Raw genomic sequence first — 21,794 nt, 5'->3', positions numbered from 1 at the left:
TCACGCGGCATGCCAAGAACGGCGCGAGCCGCCAAGGCGCCCGCCCGCATCAAGGCTCTAGGGGACGCCCCTTCTCTACAGATCTTCGAAGAACCCCGCGCGCAGGCCCTTGAACACGGCCTCCCCCTCCTCCTGGGTAGCATCGAGGTCGACGTCGGCGACGATGGCGAAGTCGTGGTCGCCCTCCGGATCGCTGAACACCTGGCGCACGTGCCACACGTGATCCGTCCGCTCGTCGGACTCGTCGATGTCGAGATAGGCCGACGAGCGCGCGTCGGCGTCAAGGAGCACCTCCTCGTGCGCCTCGAAGTACGCCTCCAGCGCCCGACGCCAGCGCGCACTTCCGAAGCCCCCTTCCTCGTCGAGGCGGCCCAGCTCCTCGACCTGCCCGCGCGAAGCCAGCCGCACGCGCAGGAAAAGCGCGTTTCGCACGAGCACCGCAAGCCCGCGGCGGTCGGCCACCACGGCGTCCGCGGGCGCGGGCGGCGCAGCGTCCGCGACGGCGCCCGCGCCCTCCCATTCGTCCACGAGGCTCGAGTCCACCGACCGCACGAGGAAGCCAAGCCACGACACGATGTCCTCCAACCGCTCGTCGCGCCTTCCCGTAGGCACCGTGCGGTCGAGCACACGATAGGCGTCGGCCAGATAGCGCAGAAGCGTCCCTTCCGAGCGCGCGATCTTGTAGCGCTGCACGTAGGTCTTGAAATCCGACGCCGTCTCCACCATATCGCGCACCACCGACTTCGGCGACAGCTCGAAGTCGCGCGCCCACGGGACGCCCTCGCAGTAACGCTCGAACGCGACGGCCAGCATGTCCTCCAAGGGCCGGGGGTACGTGATGTCGGAAAGGCGCTCCATCCGCTCCTCGTACTCGACGCCGTCGGCCTTCATCTCGGCCATCGCCTTCTCGCGGGCGGCGCGCTCCTGCGCCCGCAGCACCTGGCGCGGATCCTCCAACGTGGCCTCCGCGAGCGAGACGACGTCGAGCGCGTAGCTTTCGTCCTCTGGGTCGAGAAGGTCGAGGGCCGCCAACAAGAACGGCGAAAGGGGTTGGTCGAGAGCGAAGTCCTCCGGCACGTCCACGGTGGTCGCGTACGACGTCGAACCGTCCTCTCCCACAGAGCGCTCCACCACGCCCGTCTCGATGAGCGTTCGGAAGACCTCGTCGGCGCGCGCGACGAGCGCCGCCTTCTCCTCGTCGGTTTGCAACGAGTCGGCGACGAGCCGTCGCACGCGCGCGTAGGCGTCGCCGCCTTGGGCCACCTCGGAAAGCACCATCGAATGCGTGACGCGCATGCGCGGCTTGAGCGTCTCGGGGGCAGCCTCTATCAGGCGCCGGTACGTCTGCTCGTTCCACGTGACGAACCCCTCGGGGGGCTGCCTCTTCTTGATCTTGCGCAGCTTCTTCGGATCTCCCCCCGCCTTCGCGACGAGCTTCGCGTTCTCGATGTCGTGCTCGGGCGCGAGGGCCACCACCACGCCCTCGGTGTCGAAGCCGCTTCTGCCCGCCCGTCCCGCGATCTGATGGAACTCGCGGACGCGCAAGCGGCGCATCCTGCGGCCATCGAACTTCGAGAGCGCGGTGAGCACCACGGTGTGGATGGGCACGTTGATGCCCACGCCGAGCGTGTCCGTGCCGCAGATGACGGGCAGAAGCCCCTGCTGGGCCAGCTTCTCCACAAGCAGCCGATAGCGCGGAAGCATCCCCGCATGGTGCACGCCGACTCCGCTTTGCAGGAGGCGCTTGAGTGTTTTGCCGAATGCCGTGGTGAAGCGGGCGCCGCGAAGAGCCTCCTTCACCTGGTCGCGCTCGCCTTTCGTGGCCACGCCGTAGCTTGAGAGCGCTTGCGCCGAGGCCAATGCCGCGTCTTGGGAGAAGTGCACGAGGTACAACGGCGCCTCCCCTTTCCGCAGGGCCAGCTCCACCGTGGCCTCAAGGGGTGTCTCGGCGTACTCGTAGGACAAAGGCACCGGGCGCGGCGCGTCCGCGATCACGTCCACATCCGCTCCCGTGCGCTCCTCAAGCGCGCCCACTACGGCGCTCATGTCTCCGAGGGTCGCGCTCATCAGCAGAAACTGCGCCTTCGGCAGCGTGAGCAGCGGCACCTGCCACGCCCAGCCGCGGTCGTAGTCGCCGAAGAAGTGGAACTCGTCCATGGCGACGCACCCCACGTCGGCGCCCTCGCCCTCGCGCAGCGCCTGGTTCGCGAGGATCTCGGCCGTGCAGCACACCACGGGCGCGCCCGCGTTGATGTGCGCGTCCCCCGTGACCATGCCCACGTTCTCGCGGCCGAGGACGTCCACGAGGTCGAAGAACTTCTCGCTCACGAGCGCCTTGATGGGCGCGGTGTAGTACGAGCGCCGCCCCGTGGCCATGGCCATGAAGGAAAGACCCAGGGCCACGAGGGACTTGCCCGAGCCGGTGGGCGTGCCGAGGATCACATGGTCGCCCATCATGAGGGCCATGAGGGCCTCCTCCTGGTGGGGCCACAGCTCGATGCCGCGCGCGGCCGTCCAGCCGAGGAAGCGGTCGAGCGCCTCATCGGCATCGAGCCACGGCTCGGGCGCGGGCTCGCCCTCCTCGGGTTCCCACCAGGTGGGAGCCAGGCGGCCGAGCGAACCATGCGAGAAGGCATCGCTTCCGACCCCCGGGGCTGCGGGCGCGTCCGTCGCGTTGTGGGCGTGTTCGACCATGAAGGGGCCTCCGTGGGTCGGGGATGGGCGTCGGGGAAGCATTCTACCAGAGGCCGAAGACATGCGCAGCGGGACGCGGCTTCCGCGACGCGGGCACTTCCGCGACGCGGGACGCCGCACCTTCCTTCGTGAGGGAACCAGCGGCCTCATCGGCACAGACAAAGCACGCAAAAGGAGCACGGAACGCGCCAGAACGCGGTTTGGTGGCCAGAAATCGACGTTTTCCTTGCACGAGGGGCGACCGACAGAGCGCGCCACCCTCCTCTTTCTTCGGACCCCCCGCAAACCCCACGTCGGCGCCCATCTGCACCCTTCGCCATCCGCCGGCTGTCGCCCGCAAGGGGCGTCCCGCCCGCAATGGCCTCCCCCTCGGCTCGCCGCCCCGTCGGCACGAGGCTCGCGATGCCACGATCCTCCCGCCGCCCCCTTCGGAATCACCCTCCATATCGGCTGCCTCGCATCCGCAGAGAAGAAGATGATGAAGAATGGAGGGACGGCAACCGCGCCTTCGCATGCCGCCGCGCGGCTCCCTTCACGCTCCGCTGCGCCTTTTCCGGAAGGCGCGCACTGCGCGTCCTGCGCGCTCGCTCTCCTGCTATAATCGCCCACCGAGAGACGAACCGGAAGAAGGTGCCCATGAGCTTTTCCCTGAACCCCTACACTCCGCCCGACTTCGACCGCGAGCCGCTGGCAAGCGCTCCCGACGCGAGGCTGGCGCCCGCACCCCGTGACGGCGTGGCCCCCGAGGGCTACCACGCTATGAGCATCTACCCGGAGTACTTCAAGATAGGCGGCACCTGGCTTCTCGCGGAGGACAGCCGCATGGACTGCGTTCCCGTCTACGAGGACGGGCGCATCTTCGTGCGCGAGTTCAGGCACGTCCATGCCGGGGACGCCGTCGTCTGCGGTCGCACCGAAACGGGCGCGCAGGGCATCTACGTCCACACCCGCGGCTTCGACGCAGCCCCCGACGGCGATGGCGAGCTTGCCGAGTCGGGCCGGCACGCCGACAACTTCGCCTTCCGCCTTGGCCGTTCCCGCGAAACGGCGTTCTCCCGCGAGTACGACGAGCTCTACGAGCTTCTGCGCTACGAGCGCGACCACGGTTACGTCGTGTGGGTCATGGGCCCGGCGTTCTCGTTCAACGGATTCTCGCGCACGGCGTTCGCGAAGATCATCGAGGCGGGCTACGCCGACGCAGTGTTCGCAGGCAATGCGCTGGCCACGCACGATCTGGAGGGATCGTACTTCCACACGGCGCTCGGCCAGGACATCGAGACGCAGGAGAACCGCCCGCTCGGCCACTACAACCACCTCGACACCATCAACCGCGTGCGGCTGCACGGCTCCATCGGCCGGTTCATCGACGAGGAGCAGGTGTGCGGCGGCATCATGCACGCGCTCGAGAAGAAGGGCGTGCCCTACGTGCTGGCCGGCTCCATCCGCGACGACGGCCCTTTGCCCAGCGTCGTCGGCAACGCCTACGAAGCGCAGGACGCCATGCGCGCCCACCTGCGAAAGGCCACCACCGTCGTGTGCATGGCCACCATGCTGCACACCATCGCCACGGGCAATATGACGCCATCGTACCGCGTGCTCGAAGACGGAACCGTGCGCCAGGTGTACTTCTACTGCGTGGACATCGCCGAGTTCGCGGTGAACAAGCTCATCGACCGCGGCTCGCTAGCATCGCGCGGCATCGTGACGAACGTGCAGGACTTCATCGCGAACGTGGCAAAGGGCCTGGGGTTGTAAAGGGACCGGGACGCGGCGATCCGCAGCGAAGGCAAGCCCCCCCCCCCGGCCCCACAACCGACCGAGAGCGCCACGCGGACCGAACCTCGGGGCACTCGCGGAGGAGAAGGCCCTGTTTCGCGGCGGGCGCGTTCGAGCCGAAGCTCTCAAGGCCTCTTCACCCCCCGCGTGCTTCGCCAAGCTAGAGAACTCCTGAGCCGCGAAGCCCTTGAAGCCGGGACGCACAGCGGGTTCGGACGGGGAATCCGCCGGTTCGCATTCGATGTGGAAAGCGGCGCGGAGAACGCACAGCGGGTTCGGACGGGGAATCCGCCTCGATCCGGGAAATCGGACGGCGGACGGCGGACGTCCGGAGCAACGCCGACCCCCCCCCGATCGGCCCCGCGCTTACGCCTTTTTCCCGAGGCGCCTTCGCTCCGCAAACGACCATGCGGCTCCGACGACGGCTCCCGCTGCGGCGGGCAGCAGCCATCCGAGCCCGGCGTCGGCGAACGGGAGGGCGTCGAGGGGCAGCCAGAGCCCCGGCGCGAGCGCATCGCGCAGCGCAACGCACACGCTGCAGACCGCCGTCGTCAGAACGGCGGCAGGCCACATACGCCTCAGTCGATCGCAGAGCGCGTGCACAAGCCCCATTGCCACGAGCACGATGGCCGGCGGGTAGAGCGCGCCCAAAAGCGGCGATGAGAACGCGAGGATGGCATCGAGCCCCGCAAGGGACACCCCGCAGCTGAACGCTGCGAACACCGCCGCCCACGCCGGCAGCGGAATGCGCGGGAACGCCTCGGAGAAGTACTCAGAGCAGCACGAGATGAGCCCCGTGCACACGTTGAGGCACGCGAGCAGGAAGATGGCCGCCACGATGATCGCGCCAGCGGCGCCGAAATGCAAGCTCGCCGACGCCGCGAGGATAGACGCGCCGTTGGTCGCGTCGGGCATCGAGGATCCCATAGCCATGCCAGCGAACGCCAGCCCGCAGTAGATGGCCGCCATGAGCGCTCCGGCGACGAGGCCCGCACCCGATATGGAGCCCGCCACGCGCCTCGGATCGCTCACGCCCAGCTCGCGCACGTTCGCGGCCACGACAATGCCGAAGCAGAGGGCGGCCAAGAGGTCCATGGTCTGGTAGCCTGCGAGGAAGCCATGAGACGCGGGGCCCTCGTCGTAAGGCGCGCGCGGCTGCATCGGCGCAGGCGCCCCGTCCAACACCGATGCGGCCACGACGAGCACGATGAGCGCGATGAGGATCGGAGCGGAGAACCGGCCGAGCACGCGCGAGAGAAGCCCGGGGCGGAGCGCCAAAGCGAACGCCACGCCGAAGAAGACGACCGAGAACGCGACCGCCGCGACGCCGAGGCCGGTCGCGTCGGTCGCGGGCAAAAGCGGCCTCAACATCTCGAAGGCTGTCGAAGAAGTGCGCGGGATGGCGAGCAGCGGCCCGATGGTGAGGTACACGAGCGCGACGAACGCCGAAGCGAACCGCGGGCCCACGCGCCCGGCCAGCTCGTGTGCGCCTCCGCATGCGGCCGCCGCCACGATGCCGAGCACCGGCAGCCCGATGCCAGCCGCAAGGAAGCCCGCCATGGCCGGAACCGCCGCCTCGCCCGCCTGCAGGCCCAGCAACGGCGGCAGGATGAGGTTGCCCGCCCCGAAGAACATCGAGAACAGCATGCCGCCCACGGCGAGCAGCTGCGCGGGGCCGAGAGAGCCCCCGCTCCGCCCCTCGCCCTTCGCTACGCCCCCTTCGCCGACTCGTCTGCGGAAAACGCCCATCCCCACATTCGCCCTTCTCGATCTCCAAGCCTACAGACCGAACGTGCCGCGAGAGGCGATCGTCCATCCGAGCGCCGCAACCCACAGCACGGCCACGGCGACACGCACGGCGTTCGGCACGCTCAGATTCTTCGCAGGGACCATGAACATGGCGAGAAGCCCTCCGAGGGCGCCGCCCAAATGCCCGCTCACGGAAACGCTCGGCACGAGCAGCGTGTAGACCACGTTCACTCCGATGACCCCGATCATGCCCTTGCTGTACTCGGCGAACATCCTACGGTTGCGCTTGTGCAGGACCCCCAGCAACGCCACAGCCACGAACAGGCCGAACACGCTCGTCGAAGCGCCGGCGCTCACTGAAGGCACGCCGCCTGCCAGCACATCCGCAACATACGACACCGCGTTGCCCGTGATTCCCGCAACGAAGTAGAGCAGCACGAAGCCCACGCGTCCCAGCACGCGCTCGAGCACTTCGCCCACGCTGTAGAGCGCCGCCATGTTGAACGCGAGATGCATGAGGTCCATGTGCAGAAACATCGGCGAGACGAGCCGCCACAGCTCGCCCGCCTGCACGAGCGGCGCGTACATGGCCCCCATGTCCACGAGCGTCGTCGCAGGGACGTCGAAGCGCATGCCCGACAACAGCACCTCGACTGCGAACACGGCCGCGTTGATCGCGATGAGGATGAGCGTGACGATGCGGAAGCGGTTGCGCTCGAAGAACCCGGGCACGCTCTTGCCAAGCATTCTTTTCAGTTGCTCGTCATCGATGACGGGACGCCTCCCGTCTGCCGGTTCGTCCACCCTGTACGGCACGGCGAGCTCCTCTCGTGCGATCGTCTGCGGAAAATCATCCCAGCATCCTACCACACTCCACCTGCGAACGCGCGACGAAAGGGCAAAGGCCTAACGACCTCCTTCGTCCGGCCCTCCGCCAGCATCGGCCGCCGATTCGACGAGGTCGATGAGCTGTTGGCGGCTGTGCACCCCCGTCTTTCGGTAGACGCTGCGCAAGTGGCTCTGCGTCGTGTTCAGCGATACGTAGTGCAGCTCGGCGATGCGCTTGGTGCTGTAGCCCCGATAGAACAGGTACGCCGTCTCCTCCTCGCGCTTCGTGAGCGAGAAGCGGTTCGCGAACTCGCCGAAGCGGCGGGAGCCAGCCTCAAGGGCCTCGGCGGGCGGACGCGGAGGCGGCGCTCCGTCGAGGCCCTTGAGGGCGAGGAAGCTCATCGCGAGAAGCGTGGAAGCGACCGTGATCGCGCAGGCTCCGAGCGACAGGATGCCGAACCACTCGCCGTCCGCCATCCCCGCAGAGCGCAGCGCCGAGGGGAGCGCCCCGTAGCCGACCAGGCACCCTGCCGTCTCGGGCACCACCAAAAGCGCCAGGATCGAGCGCAGCTCGTCGCGAGCGCTCAGGCACGTCGCAAGGATGAACGCGAACAGCTCGAGACACGTCCTGCCGGAGGTCACCGTTCCCAAGCCGAACTGAAACGCCGCAGACGGTTCGCCTGGGAAGAGCAAAAGGGAGAGCCCCGAGAGCACGCCGCCCACGAGCACGACCCAGCCCGCGAAGGCGAACCTGCCCATGTCGGTCGCGAACAGGCACGCGAAGACGATCGCGGTCAGCTCGGCCACCGTTATGAAATGCTTGAGGTACAGCATGGAGTCCGATTCTGTCGAATAGAACGAGTCGGACACCCCTTTCATGCACACGATGAGGACGAGGAGCGACACCATCACGGCTGCGACGGGGCCGAACGCGAAAGGGAAAGGCGGTTGCTCGCCAAGGCCCTCCCGTCCCGACGATCCTTCGCAAAGGAGCAAGCAAAGGGCCGATGCGACCGGAGCGCTCGCGGCAAGCAACGCATGATCGTTCGCCACAAGCGAGTTCATCGAGGTCAGCACAAAGGAAGCGAGGGACGAGAGGCATGCGAGGAGCACCGCGCGCTTCGCGCATAGACGCGCCTCCGTGCGGCATCGCCGCGCCCAGGCGAGCGTGATCACCGAGAAGGAGCCCGCGGACAGGACGAGCGACGCCGTCACGAGAACCGTGGCGCCTTCCTCCGGCACGACCCTGCAAACCCACGCGCCCGACAAGGCGGCGGAGCCGACCGCGCCCGTGACGAACGCAAGACGCGGCGAAAAGAGACGCGCGGAAAGGCCTTTGAACGAAAGCAGGACGAGGGCAATCACGAGCGCCGACCCGTAGAACGCCAGCGGAAGGAGGCCTCCTTCCGACGCCCCCTCCGCACCGGCGACGACGTTGCTGATGTTCGCCCAGCGGAAGAGCTGCCAATAAAACGCCAATCCGACGACCATGGCCGCCGACGACCGGCCTTCGCGCAAGACCCCATCGCCAACGAGCATGCGCGAAATGGACGCGCCGTTCGAGTCCTCCATCGCCTCCCCTCCTCACTGCGCATCTTACGAGAAGAGCGATGCCTTCTCAAGGGGGTCGGGGGCCCTCTTCGAAGCGATGGGGCCTCCCCGGGGGAAATTCACCACTAAGTGATGAGGGCGAAAGACCGCCTCATCACCGACGGACGGAGACCGCGGAGACCTTTTCCGCCAAAATGGGCGCACGGACGTCCCGACGATCAAAGGAGGAGACATGGACGATTCGACGAAGCGCGCCGAAGGGGGGCCTCAGCTGAGCAGGAGGGGGTTCGTGCAAGGGGTCGCCGGACTCGCCGGCCTCGGATTGCTCGGAGCCCAGGCGCTCTCGCTTTCGGGCTGCGCGCCCTCGGAAGAAGCCTCCCGAGGCCCCGTCAGCTTCGATCCGGGCACGTACACCGCCACAGGCGAGGGCAAGCACGGCCCCGTCGTCGTGGAGGTGTCGTTTTCGGAGAGCCGCATCGAGGAGGTGAAGGTCGTCGAGCACGGGGAGACGGAGGATATCAGCTATCTGCCCCTGAACGTGCTGCCAGCCGCCATCGTGGAATCCCAGTCCGTCGACGTGGACACGGTGTCCGGCGCCACCCTCTCGTCGCAGGCGGTGCTGAGCGCGGTCGCGGACGCCGTCGAGCAGGCGGGCGCCTCGCCCAAGGACCTTCCGGAGTTCGACGCCTCGGTCGTCGAGCAGCATATGAAGCCGGGCACCTACGTCGGCGAGGCGTACGGAAAATGGAAGGCGGGCTCCATCGAGGGCGAGCGCTTCGGCTGCCCTGCCGTCATCGAACCGGTGCAGGTGGAGGTCGACGTCGACGAAACGAGCATCCTCGACGTGCGCGTGCTGTCCTGCTCGGACACGCCCGGATTCTTCGAGCCCGCCGCAGAGCGCATGCCGCGCGCCATCGTCGAGCAGCAATCGCTGCTCGTGGACACGGTGACGGGAGCCACGCTCACCGCGGCGGCCGTGCAGGCCGCGTGCGCGAAGGCGCTCTCGCAGGCCGAGGCCCGCTTCGCCCCCTTCGCCAAGGCGACACCGAAGAAAGAGGCGAGCGAGGTGTACGACGCCGACCTCTGCATCGTCGGCGCGGGAACGGCTGGCACGACCGCCGCGCTCAAGGCCGTCGAAGAGGGGCTTTCGGTCGTGGTGCTCGAGAAGACCGCCCGCATATCGGGAGAGGGCTCGTGCGCGACGGGCGCGCTCGCCGTAGGGAGCAAGCTCGACGAGCAGGTGGGGAATCACGTGACCGTGGACGAGGTGTTCTCGGCCATGATGGACTACTACTATTGGAGGACCGATGCGAGCCTCACCTACAACGTGCTCTCCCACTCGGGGGAGATGATCGATTGGCTGCAGAGCCATTGGGAGCAGACGGGGCAGAAGGGCTTCTCGACCCCGAAGGCGACGAGCGGCACGAGCATCGCGCACGACTACGGGAAGGGAACCGAGAAGTTCCAAGTGCTCTGGGACACGTTCATCGTCCCCGGAGGGGCGACGCTTTTGCTCGACACCAAAGCCGAGCAGCTCATCGTGGAGGAGGGCGCGGTCGCAGGCGTCGCCGCCTCCAAGCAGGACGGGACCGCGGTCACGGTGAACGCCCGCGCCGTGCTCGTCTGCACCGGCGGCTTCGGCGGCAACCCGGGCATGCAAAAGGAGCTCTTCGGCACTTCCGACTTCTACCTCAACGGCGTCGCCACGAACACCGGGGACGGCATCAACCTCTGCAGGGAGGCCGGCGCCGTGCTCTCGACGGACGTGTCCCCGCACCTCGCGGAGTTCTGCAGCAACGATGCGCTCGACTTCTACGCCGGCTACATGAAGTTCCTCAACCAAGGCGGCTTCCTCATGCTCGACCCTTCGGGCAACCGCTACATGAACGAAGCGTACTGCATCACGCACGCGCTCGCGCGCGGAGCGTCGGGCATGCGGCGCGTCGGCTCGAGCTACATCGTGCTCACCCAGGCCGACTTCGACAAGCTTGTGCGAAGCGGCGTGCACGAGGTGCTCGGGGAGGACCTCATCGCCGAGTACAAGATGCGCGAGCGCATCCTCGTGCCCTCCTACCACACGCTGCAAGACGAGATGGACGCCGCCATCGCGCACGGCCAGGCATGGAAGGCCGACACCCTCGAGGAGCTCGGCGAACTCGCGGGATTCGATGCCGCGACATGGGCGCGCACGGTCGAGGACTATCGGGCGGTGATCGCCTCAGGAGAGGATCCGCTGTTCGGGAAGCGCCCCGAGCTTCTGCACCCCCTCGACGAGGGCCCGTTCTACGCGGTGCGGGTCGTGTCGCCCATCGACGGCACCTACAACGGCATTAAGGTGAACGACCATTTGCAGGCGATCGGCGAGGACGACGTCCCCGCCCCGCGAGGGCTCTTCGTCGCAGGCCAGGACAGCGGAGGGTACTTCTCGTACCCCTACACCGACTACGTGGGAGCGACATGCGGCTACGCGCTCACGAGCGGCATGATGTCCATCGAGTACGTCAAGGAGCACCTCGGGCTGTGACCGAACGGTCGGAAAGCGCGTCCCGTTCGCGCCGGCTCGCCCCGACGCCTCGCGGACGCGCCTTCCTCTGACGCGCCGCCAACGGATGGGCGGCGATGCGTTCACGAAGCGCGCCGTCCACACACGAACCGACCGCATGCGCGCTACGCTGCGGCCTCTCAGGCAGACGACGCGAAGGAGGAACCATGAACGCGAAGGAACGGGATGCGGGCCAGGCGGGCGGACTCGGACGCGGAATCGAGTCGCTCATGGCGACGGAAAAGGCAAAAGATCCGACATCCGCGGACGACGTGGGCGCGGAGGGCGAAGGGCATAACGAGCCCACCGCGACGGAAAAGGCGCGGACAAGAACCCCCGAGCGCCCCTACCGCCTCGCCGCCGCAGTTGGACTTATGGCCGGGGGCGCGGCAGGGGCGGTAGCCGTGGCGGCGTTCACGCTCCTCGGCGTTCGCGCTGTGATCGGCATGGAGCGCTCACGGCCGCTCCTGCGCTAAGTCGCAAGCGCTTCCTCGACGACGACCGGAAGCGCGCCGTACTCCTCGCACGCGGGTAGGTCGGGGTTCTCCACTTTGATGGCCTCGGCGCTGCGGAACCGGAACCCCGCCTTGCTCGCGCGGATCATCGCCGGGTCGTTGCGGTCGTCGTCTGCAGCAACGGTCTCGAAGCCGCATGATTGCAGCGCGCGCACGGTGGTCGGCTTCGATGGAGGACGGCGCATCCGAAAGCCGCCGATGCGCCCATGCCGTCATACCCCCAATCGCCCGCGCATGCGCCGAGGCGCTTTGCTGCTTCGCGGCGGGCGCGCACGCACGGCCCAACGGCAGAAGGGCTCGCCGACGAAAGGAACCCCACGGCCATCTCAGACGCGCTCGTCCATATCGTCCTCACGAAATAATCGATCCGACAATAGGTATTCGAATAGCTTTACCTGCCCTCTCCTCTATTCATAAAACCATTCGAAGCAAGATTAAGACTTGGCACGAACCATTATGGGATGTCGCGAGCGGTTCTCGATATCGAACGGATCGCAACGCGCAAAATCGTACGATTCCGGGATGAGGACTATGCTGAAAAAATCCTTAACGGATCAGCCCCCTCTTTGAAACTCTCAAGATTTGCTCCGACTTCGAACAAAGCGGCTACCGGGACTGCCCGACGTAAGCTGCTCCCTAAGCCATGATACGCCTCTGCTCAAACACAGATGCGAGCACCCCGCAAGCTTGCTCGACCGTAACCAGCATGACGAGCCCCCTCTTCTGCCACACCTCCTGACGGTGGACTCGGGGGCTCAGGTGAGCCGAAGGGTGCAGTCTCTTTCGGCCCCCGAAAGACCCGGAAGCCGGGCGAGCTCGAAACGTGCACCCCCTCCAGTTGCCAGCGAAACCGAAAACACAAGCGAGCCGAAGGGATCGCGGATGCCGACCCCAGCCTGGTGGAGCTCAGCATATTCAGCCTCGGAACGTCGACGCGCTACATCGACCGCACGTTCTGAACACCCGCTCTCCTCCGCTACATGTCGATTGCTCCTGTCGAAATTTCTTACCGCTCGTTCGCTCTGCCTCCAACCTCCATTGCTTATCCACCCTCGTCCGCTCTCAGCGGCAAGACAAACAGCCTTGGTCAAGCCAAAATCGACACGAGCCCGCTTTCGTCGAATCTCGAACTGGCCCTTTTGCGACCTAGCGAGACGGAAGGCCGCTTCGTCCCGCGAAAGAGCTTTCCAAAGTAAAGGCGAGACTGCATGCAGCAGGCCGATCTGATTCTGGTCGATCCGCGTGCATCCCTACTGTTCATGCTCTTCACGAATGAGGCCTCCGATCGTTTGAGCATCGTCAATGCGCCCCATCGCCTACCTCGTGCCCGATCCATGCGATCACGTAAACCAAGTTTTTGAAAGCACCTTGCACGAAAGCATGGATCGAGCACAGCCAAGCAGGACGCGCTCGAACGCGCTCCTCCCCCCACTTGGCCACAGAAAGACTCTACGCCATTCGGCGTCGCCGTCGGAAGAGACGGGCGGCACGAGCGCGCCTCGCCCGCTCGTGCCGCCCGCAGCTGCCCCGCTCTCGACCTCCCCATCGTCAGAGCCGATGCCGACCCGCTGCATCACCTGCCAAGACGCTCGCGTCGCACCTCTTGCCTCTCGCGCTGAGCAGCCCTGCGGAGGGAGTCGGCAGCCGTCAGCCCTTGTCGCAGAACGCCTTGAGAACCGCGCGGCGCGGAACCATGCCCTCTGCAAGGTCGGCTGCGATATAAGGGGTCGACGCGAGAACGGGCCCGCAGCCGCCGTCGGCAGCGGTCCGCATCGCCTCGGACGCGCGCTCGACAAGAGGCCGGGCGAGCGTCCGCAACGCCTCCTTCGTGATGCCGAGCTCGCCAGCCAGCACTCCGAACGTGTCGGGCCGCACCTCGTCGATGGCGCGCACGCCGCCGAGCGCCATGGCCATGTCGTGGCTGAACCGAGGATAGCGCGTCGTGCACGCGAAGTCGTACGCGGGCGCGAGGGAAAGCCCCGACCCGCCGCGACCTGCATCGGGATACAGCACCGCGTAGTTCTTCGGGTGGGCATCGCAATCCCCGATAAGGTAAGCGAAGCACAGCATGCGGGCGAACGAGGCGAGGCCCCTCGCAGGCCGGACGCTGCGCTCTTTGAGGAGGCGCGCGACGACGCGCACCGTCCCTCCCTCCAGCTCCGCGTACTTCGAAGCCGGGGTCACGCCGAGCGCTTGCGCGAGATCTTCCTGATGCAGTCGCCTCACGCGCAGCTCCCCCTCCTTCGCAACGCTCTCTCGGTCGAATCGCTCAACCGCGAGGACGGAGGCTCCCGCATCGATCAAGCCGACGTGCGCCGCCTCCAACCCGCAAAGGGCGGCGGCTTTCATGCAAAGGAACTCTATCTCGGGGATATCCCGCAAATGGCTCGTTTTGGGGATATGCGTCGTGGCCGCAAGGCCGCGCGGACGCAGCCAGCCCTCGTCCATCGACCGGCACGGGTCATGCGCCAGACCGATCTTGCCCTGCGTGCCCGCAAGCGAAAGACGCGATGCCGCGTTCTCCTCTGCCATCCAGGGAAGGCCGCTGAACAGGGCGCGGAACCGATCGCCGTCGATCAGCTCGTAGAAAGCGGGCTCTCGAGGAAAGCGGGCTCTCGAACGCCGTCCGATCCCGCCCACGAGATCACGACGTCGCCGATGCAATCCCGTCCGCACGCCTCCAAAAGCGGCAGTTAGTCGTCCTCGGGCAGCTGCAACTCGGAAGCGAGCGCGCGCCGGGCCGACCCCTCTGCCAGCAACCTTTCGAAATAGGGCCGGAACTCCCTTGTGGAAAACGGCCCGACCCGCAAGGGAAGGGATTGCGAAAGAGGAGTGGCGCGCGAAGATTCCAGATAGGCCGCATCGTAGGCGAACAAAGCCTCATCTTGGCGAAAAGATCGATGCCCAGCATGGCGACCACATGGAGGGCCTTGCCAATCTCGGCGGTTTCCTTGCCCCCTTCCAAATGGGAGAGGTAGGTGACGCCTACGCCGCACAACCCGGCTAGCTCGACCTGCGTGTATCCCCGACGCCTGCGCTCCTCGCGGATGAGCGCGCCGAGCGCGCTCGCGCTTCCGATGCGTTCCACCGTTCGCCTCGCTTTCGATCCATGCGTTCGCATAAATCAAGCGACAGCACCGCGAAGCTTGCGCGAACGCATAAGCACCGCGGCGAACGAAGAGCACGCATGTCAGCGCACCCAGGGTTCGCAAGCACATCCGATCCGTCCCTCTTCGGGCACCGATAGCGAACCTGCCCCCATGTCCGAAAAAAGGCTCCGCAGAAGCCTCTGCGGAGCCCGTCCCGCGCCTAGTCGCGCGTAAGCTTGCGATGAATCCGATGGGGCTTGGCGGCCTCCTCGCCGAGGCGCTCGACGCGGTTCTTCTGATAGTCTTCGAAGTTGCCTTCGAACCAGTGCCAAGCGCCGGGGTTCTCGTCGGTGCCCTCCCACGCCAAGATGTGCGTGGCGATGCGGTCGAGGAACCACCGGTCGTGGCTTGTCACCACGACGCAGCCCGGAAAGCCCAAAAGCGCCTCCTCGAGGCTCTCGAGGGTTTCGACGTCGAGGTCGTTCGTCGGCTCGTCGAGGAGAAGCAGGTTCCCGCCCTGCTTGAGCGTGAGCGCAAGGTTCAGGCGGTTGCGCTCGCCTCCCGACAGCACGCCGGCGGGCTTCTGCTGGTCGGGGCCCTTGAAGCCAAAGCTCGCCACGTAGGCGCGGCTCGGGATCTCGCTTTCCCCCACCTTCATGTAGTCGAGCCCGTCGGAGACGACCTCCCACACGCTCTTCTTCGGATCGATGCCGGCGCGGTTCTGGTCCACATAGGACACCTTCACCGTCTCGCCCATCGAAAGCTCGCCGCCCGACAGCTCCTCCAACCCCACGATCGCCTTGAACAGCGTGGTCTTGCCCACGCCGTTCGGGCCGATCACGCCTACGATGCCGCCTTGGGGCAGCGTGAAGGACAAGCTGTCGATCAACACGCGATCACCGAAGCATTTGCGCAGGTTGCGCGCCTCGATCACCTTCGCGCCCAAGCGCGGCGGCACCGGTATCTGGATGTCGGACACGCTCGTCTTCTCGAACGAGCGCGCCTCGGCGGCCATCTGCTCGAAGCGCTCGATGCGCGCCTTGCTCTTGGCCTGGCGCGCCTTCGGAGAGCTGCGCACCCACTCGAGCTCCGAGCGCAGGCGCTTGGCGAGCTTCGCCTCGCGCTGGCCCTGGGCCTCGAGGCGCGCGGCCTTCGTCTCAAGGTAGGTGGAGTAGTTGCCCTTGTAAGGGTAGAGGCTTCCGCGGTCAACCTCGCAGATCCATTCGGCCACGTTGTCGAGGAAGTAGCGGTCGTGCGTGACGGCCAGCACCGCGCCCTCGTAGCGGCGCAGGAACTGCTCGAGCCACAGCACGCTCTCGGCATCGAGATGGTTCGTCGGCTCGTCGAGAAGCAGCAGGTCGGGCGCTTCCAGCAGCAGCTTGCACAGCGCCACGCGCCGCCGCTCGCCGCCGGAGAGCACGCTCACCGGCGCATCGGGGTCGGGACATTGCAGCGCGTCCATCGCCTGGGAGAGCTGGCTGTCCAAGTCCCATCCGTTCGCGGCGTCGATGGCATCTTGCAGCTCGCCCATCTCGGCCATGAGCGCGTCGTAGTCCGCGTCCGGGTCGGCCATCTCCTCGCCGATCTTGTTGAACCGGTCGATCTTGGCCAGCACGTCGCCGAACGCCCGCTCGATGTTCTCGATGACGGTCTTGTCCTCGTCAAGCGGCGGCTCCTGCAAAAGGATGCCCACCGAGAAGCCGGGCGTGAGGCGCGCCTCGCCGTTGGACACCTCTTCAAGGCCCGCCATGATCTTGAGCAGGGTGGACTTCCCCATGCCGTTGGGGCCTACGACGCCGATCTTCGCGCCGGGATAGAACGACAGCGTCGCGTCGTCGAGGATGACCTTGTCGCCGTGCGCCTTGCGCGCCTGGTGCATTTGGTAGATGAACTCTGGCATGATGCTCCTTCTTGCCGCGGCCGATCCCGTTCGAGCACGGCCGCACGAGACCCAAAACAGACGGTTTCATATTTTACCAGGAAGCGCAGCACGTCCTTCGCACATAGCCCGGTTTCTCGTCAAATCGTCGCGCCCGCTTCGCAAGGCCCTCGACGAGCGCTTGAGACGGCCCGCCGTCTCGTTCGCCCGTTTCGACTTCGATGGCCCGCCGATGCGGACGCGCGGACGGCAAAAGGCGCACGAGCCTCGTACGGCTCGCCCCGAGTCCGTCGAGCACGCCCCGCCGTCCGCTCAGCGGTTCTCGATATGGCCGATGTTCTTGAGCTCGATGCTGATGAGACCGTTCGGGGCGCTTGAGAATTCGATGAAGTCGGGGTTCTCCCCGAGCTCGGCCGGAAATGTCACCTCGATGCCGGTGTCGGTGCGGATCTTGTGGCTTTTCGCCACGCGCTTGGCGACGGCGCGCTCCACCACCACGCGCTCGGGCACGGCCTCGTTGGCGAGCGCCTCTTCGAACCGGCGCTGCAAAGGCTCGTCTTCGAACACCTCCTCGCCGAGATCCCACGGAGCCAGCTCCTCGGAGGCCTCTGCGGCTTCGCTCACGTACGCCTTCGCCTTCGAAAGCGCAACGGCCGCGTTCGCCCCGTACTCCTCGGCAACCTCCTCGACGATGCGCGCCACCCGGTCGAACACCTCCTTGCCGGACGCCTCGGTCGAGCATTGGAGCAGACCGTCGGGAATGAGCCAGCGCTCCTCGCCCGCGATGGAGCGCGGCTTGTCGCAAAACGACACCGCAAGCGATCCCGCGTCCACAACCGCGAACGAAGCGATCTTCTGGGAAGGGCTCGGCAGGATGGCGTGGTGCCGGGCCACCCCCACGCATGCGCCGCCGCAATCGCTTTCGCCCACCTCGTGCATGTAAGCTTGCCGGCTCTCCAGAAGCATGAGAGCGAAGTACCGCTTGCCGCGCGCCTCGTAAGCGGCATCGGCCTCCTCGTCGGTCAGGGGGCGCACCGTGCTGTCGGGGTCGTCCTCGAAGTCCACCACGAGCAGATCGGTCGACACGGGCTTGTCTGCATGCCCCAACTCTCCGGCCAAATACTCGGCGATCTGGGCGGAAAGCTCCACGAAGTCGCGCCCTCCGCGGAAATAAGCGCGCAACTCGCCCGCGAACAGGCTGTCCTCGGCGAACTCGCCGCGCTTGGCGTCGATGCTGCCGAGCACTCGCCTCGCATGGCCCAGAACGAAGCGCTTGACGCTTTTGGCGGACAGGTCGAGCTCCTCGCCCGAATACACGTTCACGCACGACACGAAGTCGAAGACGTGCAGGATGGCATGGCTGATCTTCATGAGGGGCCTCTCGCGACGAAAACCGTGGACGATCAGGATAGCGAACGTACGCTTCCGCATTGCGCGAAAGCGCGAAAAACACCGAACCTCCCTGCCGCCAGCGCGCTTTCGCGACCGTCCGACAGCGGCGGTTCCCAGCCCGCTACGCTACCCCGACTCGCCCCGGTCGAAGGCGAGCAGGCGGCGATAGCGCTCGCTCGTGCGCTCAAGCTCCTCCGGCGAGCCGTCCAGCGCGATGCGGCCGCCCTCCACGAACACGACCCGGTCCATGGAGCCCACTCCCGCCAGATGATGGGTGATCATGATCACCGTCTTGCCGTCCAACGCCTCGAACAGGGTGTCGAGCAACGCGCGCTCGGTGAGGGGGTCGAGGCCCACCGTGGGCTCGTCGAGGACGACCACGGGGACGTCCTGCAGCAGCACGCGCGCGAGCGCGACACGATGCCGCTCGCCGCCCGAGAAGCGCAGGCCCGCTTCGTCCACCATCGTGTCGAGGCCATCCGGAAGACGTTCGACCAACGGCCTCAGCCCCACCTTGTCGAGCGCGTTCCACACCTCCTCGTCCGAGGCGTCCTCGCGACCGATGCGAAGGTTGTCGCGGAGCGTCATGTTGAACAGGTACGTGCGCTGCTGGATCACCCCGATCCACCTCGCCGCCCCGTCCCCGAGCTCGGCGGTCGGCGCGCCGCCGAGCGTCACGATGCCGGAATCCGGGCGCACATCGCCGCGCACAAGCGATGCGAGCGTGCTCTTTCCCGCGCCGCTGCGGCCAAGCACGGCGACGCGCTGGCCCTGGGGGATCGTCAGGCTCATGTCTACGAGCACATCGCGCCCGGAACCGGGGTACCGGTACGCCGCATGCTCGACGCGCACGTCGAGGGGCGCGCGCGGCTCGACCGCCGACGAAGCGTCCTCCGCAGGCGCCGGCAGGTCGTTCAGGCGCTCGATGGAGTCGCGGTAGGCACCGGCCTCCACCGCTGCCGAAGACAACGGCGCGAACGCGTCCACGAGCGGGAAGAAGCCCATCACGAAAGCGGCGATCCAGTTGGCGGCATCTCCCCCCTCCGGCCCGAAACGCCCGCCCGCCCACACGAGCAGCAGCACCGCGCACACGCCGAACAGGGCCTGCAGCACAAGGTCGCGGCGGCGTCCGAAGCGCTCCATGCGCTCTTGGATCGAGCGCATCTCCCGCTCGCGCCCCTTGTGGCGCTCAAGGTACTCGTCGCCGCGGCCCGCGAACACCCAGTCCGACACGCCCAGCACGTTGTCGGCCAGCTCGGCGTACAGCTCGTTCTTCATCTGCTTGCAGCGGGCTTGCCGCGCAGCGTTGGCGAGCACCGACACGAGCGGCACGAGGAACACCGCCACGCCCAGCACGAGCAGCATCGCCAGCGCCAGCCAGAGCGAAAACCAGCCCAGGCACGCGACAAGCGCAATGTAGAGCAGCCATGCCACCACCGTGGGGAACACGGTGCGCAGATACAGGTTCTGGATATGGCCGATGTCCTCGGCGAGCAGTCCCAGCGCGTCGCCCGTGCGATGCGTGGCGCGGAAGAACACCGCATCGCGCTCGAGGGCGCCGTACAGTTTGAGCCTGAGGCCGCTCGTCATGCGGAGAACCCAGTCATGGCTGGTCAAACGTTCGAGATACTGCAGGATGGGCTTTCCCACGCCGAAGATGCGCACAAAGATGAGCGGCAGGTGCAGGAACAGGACGGTCTCGACCACGGCCGACGCGCTCACGAGGTATCCCGAAGTCACCATCAGCGCCGAGGCGAATCCGAAGGTCAGCAGTCCCAGCAGGAGCGCCAACGCGAGCGCCTTGCGGTATCGGAAGAAGAACGGCCTCACCCAGGTGTCGCGGCGCAGCGCGGCCGCCAAGCCCTCTTTGCGGCTCATCGGGAACCTCCTTCCGCCTGCGCAGCCAAGCGCGCGAAAGCGCCGCCACGGGCAGCAAGATCGGACGGCGTCCCGAACTCCACAGCGCGCCCGCCCTCCATGACCACCACTGCGTCCATATCGTGCACCCAGTGCATCCGATGCGTGGCGAAGAACACGAGGCGGCCCTCCATGAGCGGCAGCATGCGCTCCTTCAGCTCCAATTCGGTCTCGATGTCGAGATGGGCCGTGGGCTCGTCGAACAGGAGGATCCGCCGCGAACGGTCGAGCAGCGCGCGTGCCAACGCGATGCGCTGCTTCTCACCGCCCGACAGCGCGCGGGCGCCTTCGCCCACGAGCGTCTTTAGGCCCTCGGGCAATTCGGACACGAGCTCCTCCAGCCCCACGACCCGCACCGCCCTGTCAACGTCCTCGTCGTCGGCATCCGGACGGTAGAACACGATGTTCTCCCTCAGGGTGCCGTGGAACAGGTAGGGGTCCTGTGGGATGTAGAGCACTTGGCGCTGCCATGAGGGATCGCGCAGATCCCCGAGCTCGCACCCCGCCGCACGCAGCGTGCCCGCGCTCGGCGCGGAGAAGCCGCCGAGCAGGTTCACGAGCGTGCTCTTTCCCGACCCGCTCGCACCGATCACGCCGATGCGCGCGAATCCCCGCACGGCGAACGAGACGCCCGACAGGGCCTCATGCTCGGGATACGAGAAACCGATGCCGTCGAGCTCGAGGACGGCGTCCTCGCCCCATGCGGGAACATCGCGCGAGACGCGCCCGCTTTCGCCGGACGGCGCCGACGCGATGATCGCCTGGATGGAGGCGAGCGCGTTCTTTCCGTCCAGCGACGCATGGTAGTCGCTCGCAAACTCGCGGATGGGCTTGAAGTACTCGGGCACGAGCACGAGCACGAACAGCGCCGGGAAAAAGGATATCGAGTCGTCCACCAGGCGGAAGCCCAGCATGATGGCCACAGCGGCCAGCGACAGCGTGGAGATGAGGTCGAGCACCGAGCCGGAAAGCGTTGCGATGCGCAGCGTCCTCACCGTTGCCTCTCGGAACCGCTCGCTCACCTCGAAGATGCGCTCTCCGTGGGCCTTGCCCCGGCCGAGCAGCTTGAGCGTGTCGATGCCGCGTATCGAGTCGATGAAGTGGTTGGACAGCCGTTGGTACTCCTCGTGCTGCCGCGATGCCGCCGCTTTGGCCGTCGAGCCGATGAGCCCCATGTAGAACACGATGACCGGATACATCACGAGCATGATGATGCCCGACACCCAATCGACGGGGAACACGCACACGAGCACGACGAACGGCACGACCGCCACGCACACGGTCTTCGGCAGGATGAGGCGCAAGTACGTCTCCACTTGGTCGACGCCCTCCAGCACGAGCGCGGCGATGCTGCCGGTGCCCTCCTTCTGCACGAGCCGCGAACCCTGTTCGAACACCGTCCCCAGAAGGCCGTCCCGCAGATCCTCGACGCGCTTTCGAGCGTAGCGGGCAAGGAGGGCGTCTTGGGCGCAGCGCACCCCCTGCCCGCCTACGAAGCACAAGAGGAACAAGGCGACGAACGTCGCCTGGTCGACGAGCGGCTCACCCGCCCACAGGCCCACGACCGCGCTCGCAAGCGTCCATGCCTGGCCCACCGCGAGCAATGCGCGCGCAATCGCGAGCCCCAGCAGCGCCGCGAGCACCGCGCGAACGCCCTCGAGCGCGAACAGAGCGCGATCGACCATCGAAAAGCCCTTTCTCCTCATTATTGCTACACCGATAGTATCATATATGCGCTTTCAAAGGAACCCGCACCGGGGGAAAGGCCCGCCCGAGAACGGACGACGGCCCCCGCTTCCCTTCGGAGCTGATGACGTGGAACGAAAGACCCCGTCCCCCCTGTCTCTTATACACATCTCCGC

14 protein-coding genes and 1 pseudogene are annotated in these 21,794 nt (G+C 66.7%); 3 read left to right on the top strand and 12 right to left on the bottom strand.

What is annotated here, in order from left to right:
- Positions 1–75: 75 nt before the first annotated feature.
- The gene (locus B5F40_RS10955; protein ID WP_087194380.1) at positions 76–2,694 is read right to left on the bottom strand and encodes a DEAD/DEAH box helicase; all 2,619 of its coding nucleotides are present in this window, start codon (positions 2,692–2,694) and stop codon (positions 76–78) included.
- Positions 2,695–3,330: 636 nt separating this feature from the next.
- On the opposite strand from B5F40_RS10955, the gene B5F40_RS10945 reads away from it, so the two are divergent.
- The gene (locus B5F40_RS10945) at positions 3,331–4,449 is read left to right on the top strand and encodes an ornithine cyclodeaminase family domain (protein ID WP_087194378.1); all 1,119 of its coding nucleotides are present in this window, start codon (positions 3,331–3,333) and stop codon (positions 4,447–4,449) included.
- Positions 4,450–4,836: 387 nt separating this feature from the next.
- Here the strand turns inward: B5F40_RS10945 and brnQ are convergent, their stop codons facing one another.
- From brnQ to B5F40_RS10930, 3 genes are all read right to left on the bottom strand, one after another.
- The gene (gene brnQ / locus B5F40_RS10940; protein ID WP_087194377.1) at positions 4,837–6,219 is read right to left on the bottom strand and encodes a branched-chain amino acid transport system II carrier protein; all 1,383 of its coding nucleotides are present in this window, start codon (positions 6,217–6,219) and stop codon (positions 4,837–4,839) included.
- A gap of 30 nt (positions 6,220–6,249) precedes the next feature.
- Positions 6,250–7,035, bottom strand: coding sequence for a rhomboid family intramembrane serine protease (locus tag B5F40_RS10935; protein WP_087194376.1), 786 nt, complete (start codon positions 7,033–7,035; stop codon positions 6,250–6,252).
- Positions 7,036–7,125: 90 nt separating this feature from the next.
- Positions 7,126–8,619, bottom strand: coding sequence for a helix-turn-helix transcriptional regulator (locus B5F40_RS10930; protein WP_087194375.1), 1,494 nt, complete (start codon positions 8,617–8,619; stop codon positions 7,126–7,128).
- A 211-nt stretch (positions 8,620–8,830) separates the two neighbouring features.
- Here B5F40_RS10930 and B5F40_RS10925 point away from each other — a divergent pair, with 211 nt between their 5' ends.
- Both B5F40_RS10925 and B5F40_RS10920 read left to right on the top strand, forming a co-directional pair.
- A complete protein-coding gene (locus B5F40_RS10925; RefSeq protein ID WP_087194374.1) occupies positions 8,831–11,122 on the top strand; it encodes an FAD-dependent oxidoreductase in 2,292 nt (763 codons plus the stop codon).
- A gap of 185 nt (positions 11,123–11,307) precedes the next feature.
- Positions 11,308–11,616 (top strand): hypothetical protein, encoded by a 309-nt coding sequence (locus B5F40_RS10920; RefSeq protein ID WP_087194373.1) that lies wholly within the window; start codon positions 11,308–11,310, stop codon positions 11,614–11,616.
- On the opposite strand, the gene B5F40_RS10915 is transcribed toward B5F40_RS10920, so the two are convergent.
- The 8 genes and pseudogenes from B5F40_RS10915 to cydD form a co-directional block, all read right to left on the bottom strand.
- Positions 11,613–11,810 carry a hypothetical protein gene (locus B5F40_RS10915; RefSeq protein WP_140396491.1) on the bottom strand — a complete coding sequence of 66 codons (198 nt, stop codon included), beginning with the start codon at positions 11,808–11,810 and terminating at the stop codon, positions 11,613–11,615. The genes B5F40_RS10920 and B5F40_RS10915 overlap by 4 nt on opposite strands.
- Before the next feature lie 1,492 nt (positions 11,811–13,302).
- Positions 13,303–14,187, bottom strand: coding sequence for a HipA domain-containing protein (locus B5F40_RS10910; protein ID WP_140396490.1), 885 nt, complete (start codon positions 14,185–14,187; stop codon positions 13,303–13,305).
- A gap of 161 nt (positions 14,188–14,348) precedes the next feature.
- The gene (locus B5F40_RS16970; RefSeq protein ID WP_162610963.1) at positions 14,349–14,651 is read right to left on the bottom strand and encodes a HipA N-terminal domain-containing protein; all 303 of its coding nucleotides are present in this window, start codon (positions 14,649–14,651) and stop codon (positions 14,349–14,351) included.
- Positions 14,612–14,776 (bottom strand): annotated as a pseudogene (locus tag B5F40_RS16965) (helix-turn-helix domain-containing protein); the annotation flags it as partial. The pseudogene B5F40_RS16965 and the gene B5F40_RS16970, both read right to left, overlap by 40 nt.
- Before the next feature lie 188 nt (positions 14,777–14,964).
- Positions 14,965–16,644 carry an energy-dependent translational throttle protein EttA gene (gene ettA / locus B5F40_RS10900; RefSeq protein ID WP_087194369.1) on the bottom strand — a complete coding sequence of 560 codons (1,680 nt, stop codon included), beginning with the start codon at positions 16,642–16,644 and terminating at the stop codon, positions 14,965–14,967.
- Positions 16,645–16,935: 291 nt separating this feature from the next.
- Positions 16,936–17,994 carry a nucleoid-associated protein gene (locus B5F40_RS10895; protein WP_087194368.1) on the bottom strand — a complete coding sequence of 353 codons (1,059 nt, stop codon included), beginning with the start codon at positions 17,992–17,994 and terminating at the stop codon, positions 16,936–16,938.
- A 147-nt stretch (positions 17,995–18,141) separates the two neighbouring features.
- Positions 18,142–19,893, bottom strand: coding sequence for a thiol reductant ABC exporter subunit CydC (gene cydC, locus B5F40_RS10890; protein WP_087194367.1), 1,752 nt, complete (start codon positions 19,891–19,893; stop codon positions 18,142–18,144).
- Positions 19,890–21,617 carry a thiol reductant ABC exporter subunit CydD gene (cydD, locus tag B5F40_RS10885; RefSeq protein WP_087194366.1) on the bottom strand — a complete coding sequence of 576 codons (1,728 nt, stop codon included), beginning with the start codon at positions 21,615–21,617 and terminating at the stop codon, positions 19,890–19,892. The genes cydC and cydD overlap by 4 nt, the downstream gene beginning before the upstream one ends.
- Between the last annotated feature and the right edge of the window lie 177 nt (positions 21,618–21,794).

Source organism: Gordonibacter sp. An230 (assembly GCF_002159915.1).
Lineage (GTDB): Bacteria > Actinomycetota > Coriobacteriia > Coriobacteriales > Eggerthellaceae > Rubneribacter.
Note: the sequence above shows the minus strand (reverse complement) of the source record. Positions and strands in the feature narration are given on the sequence as shown.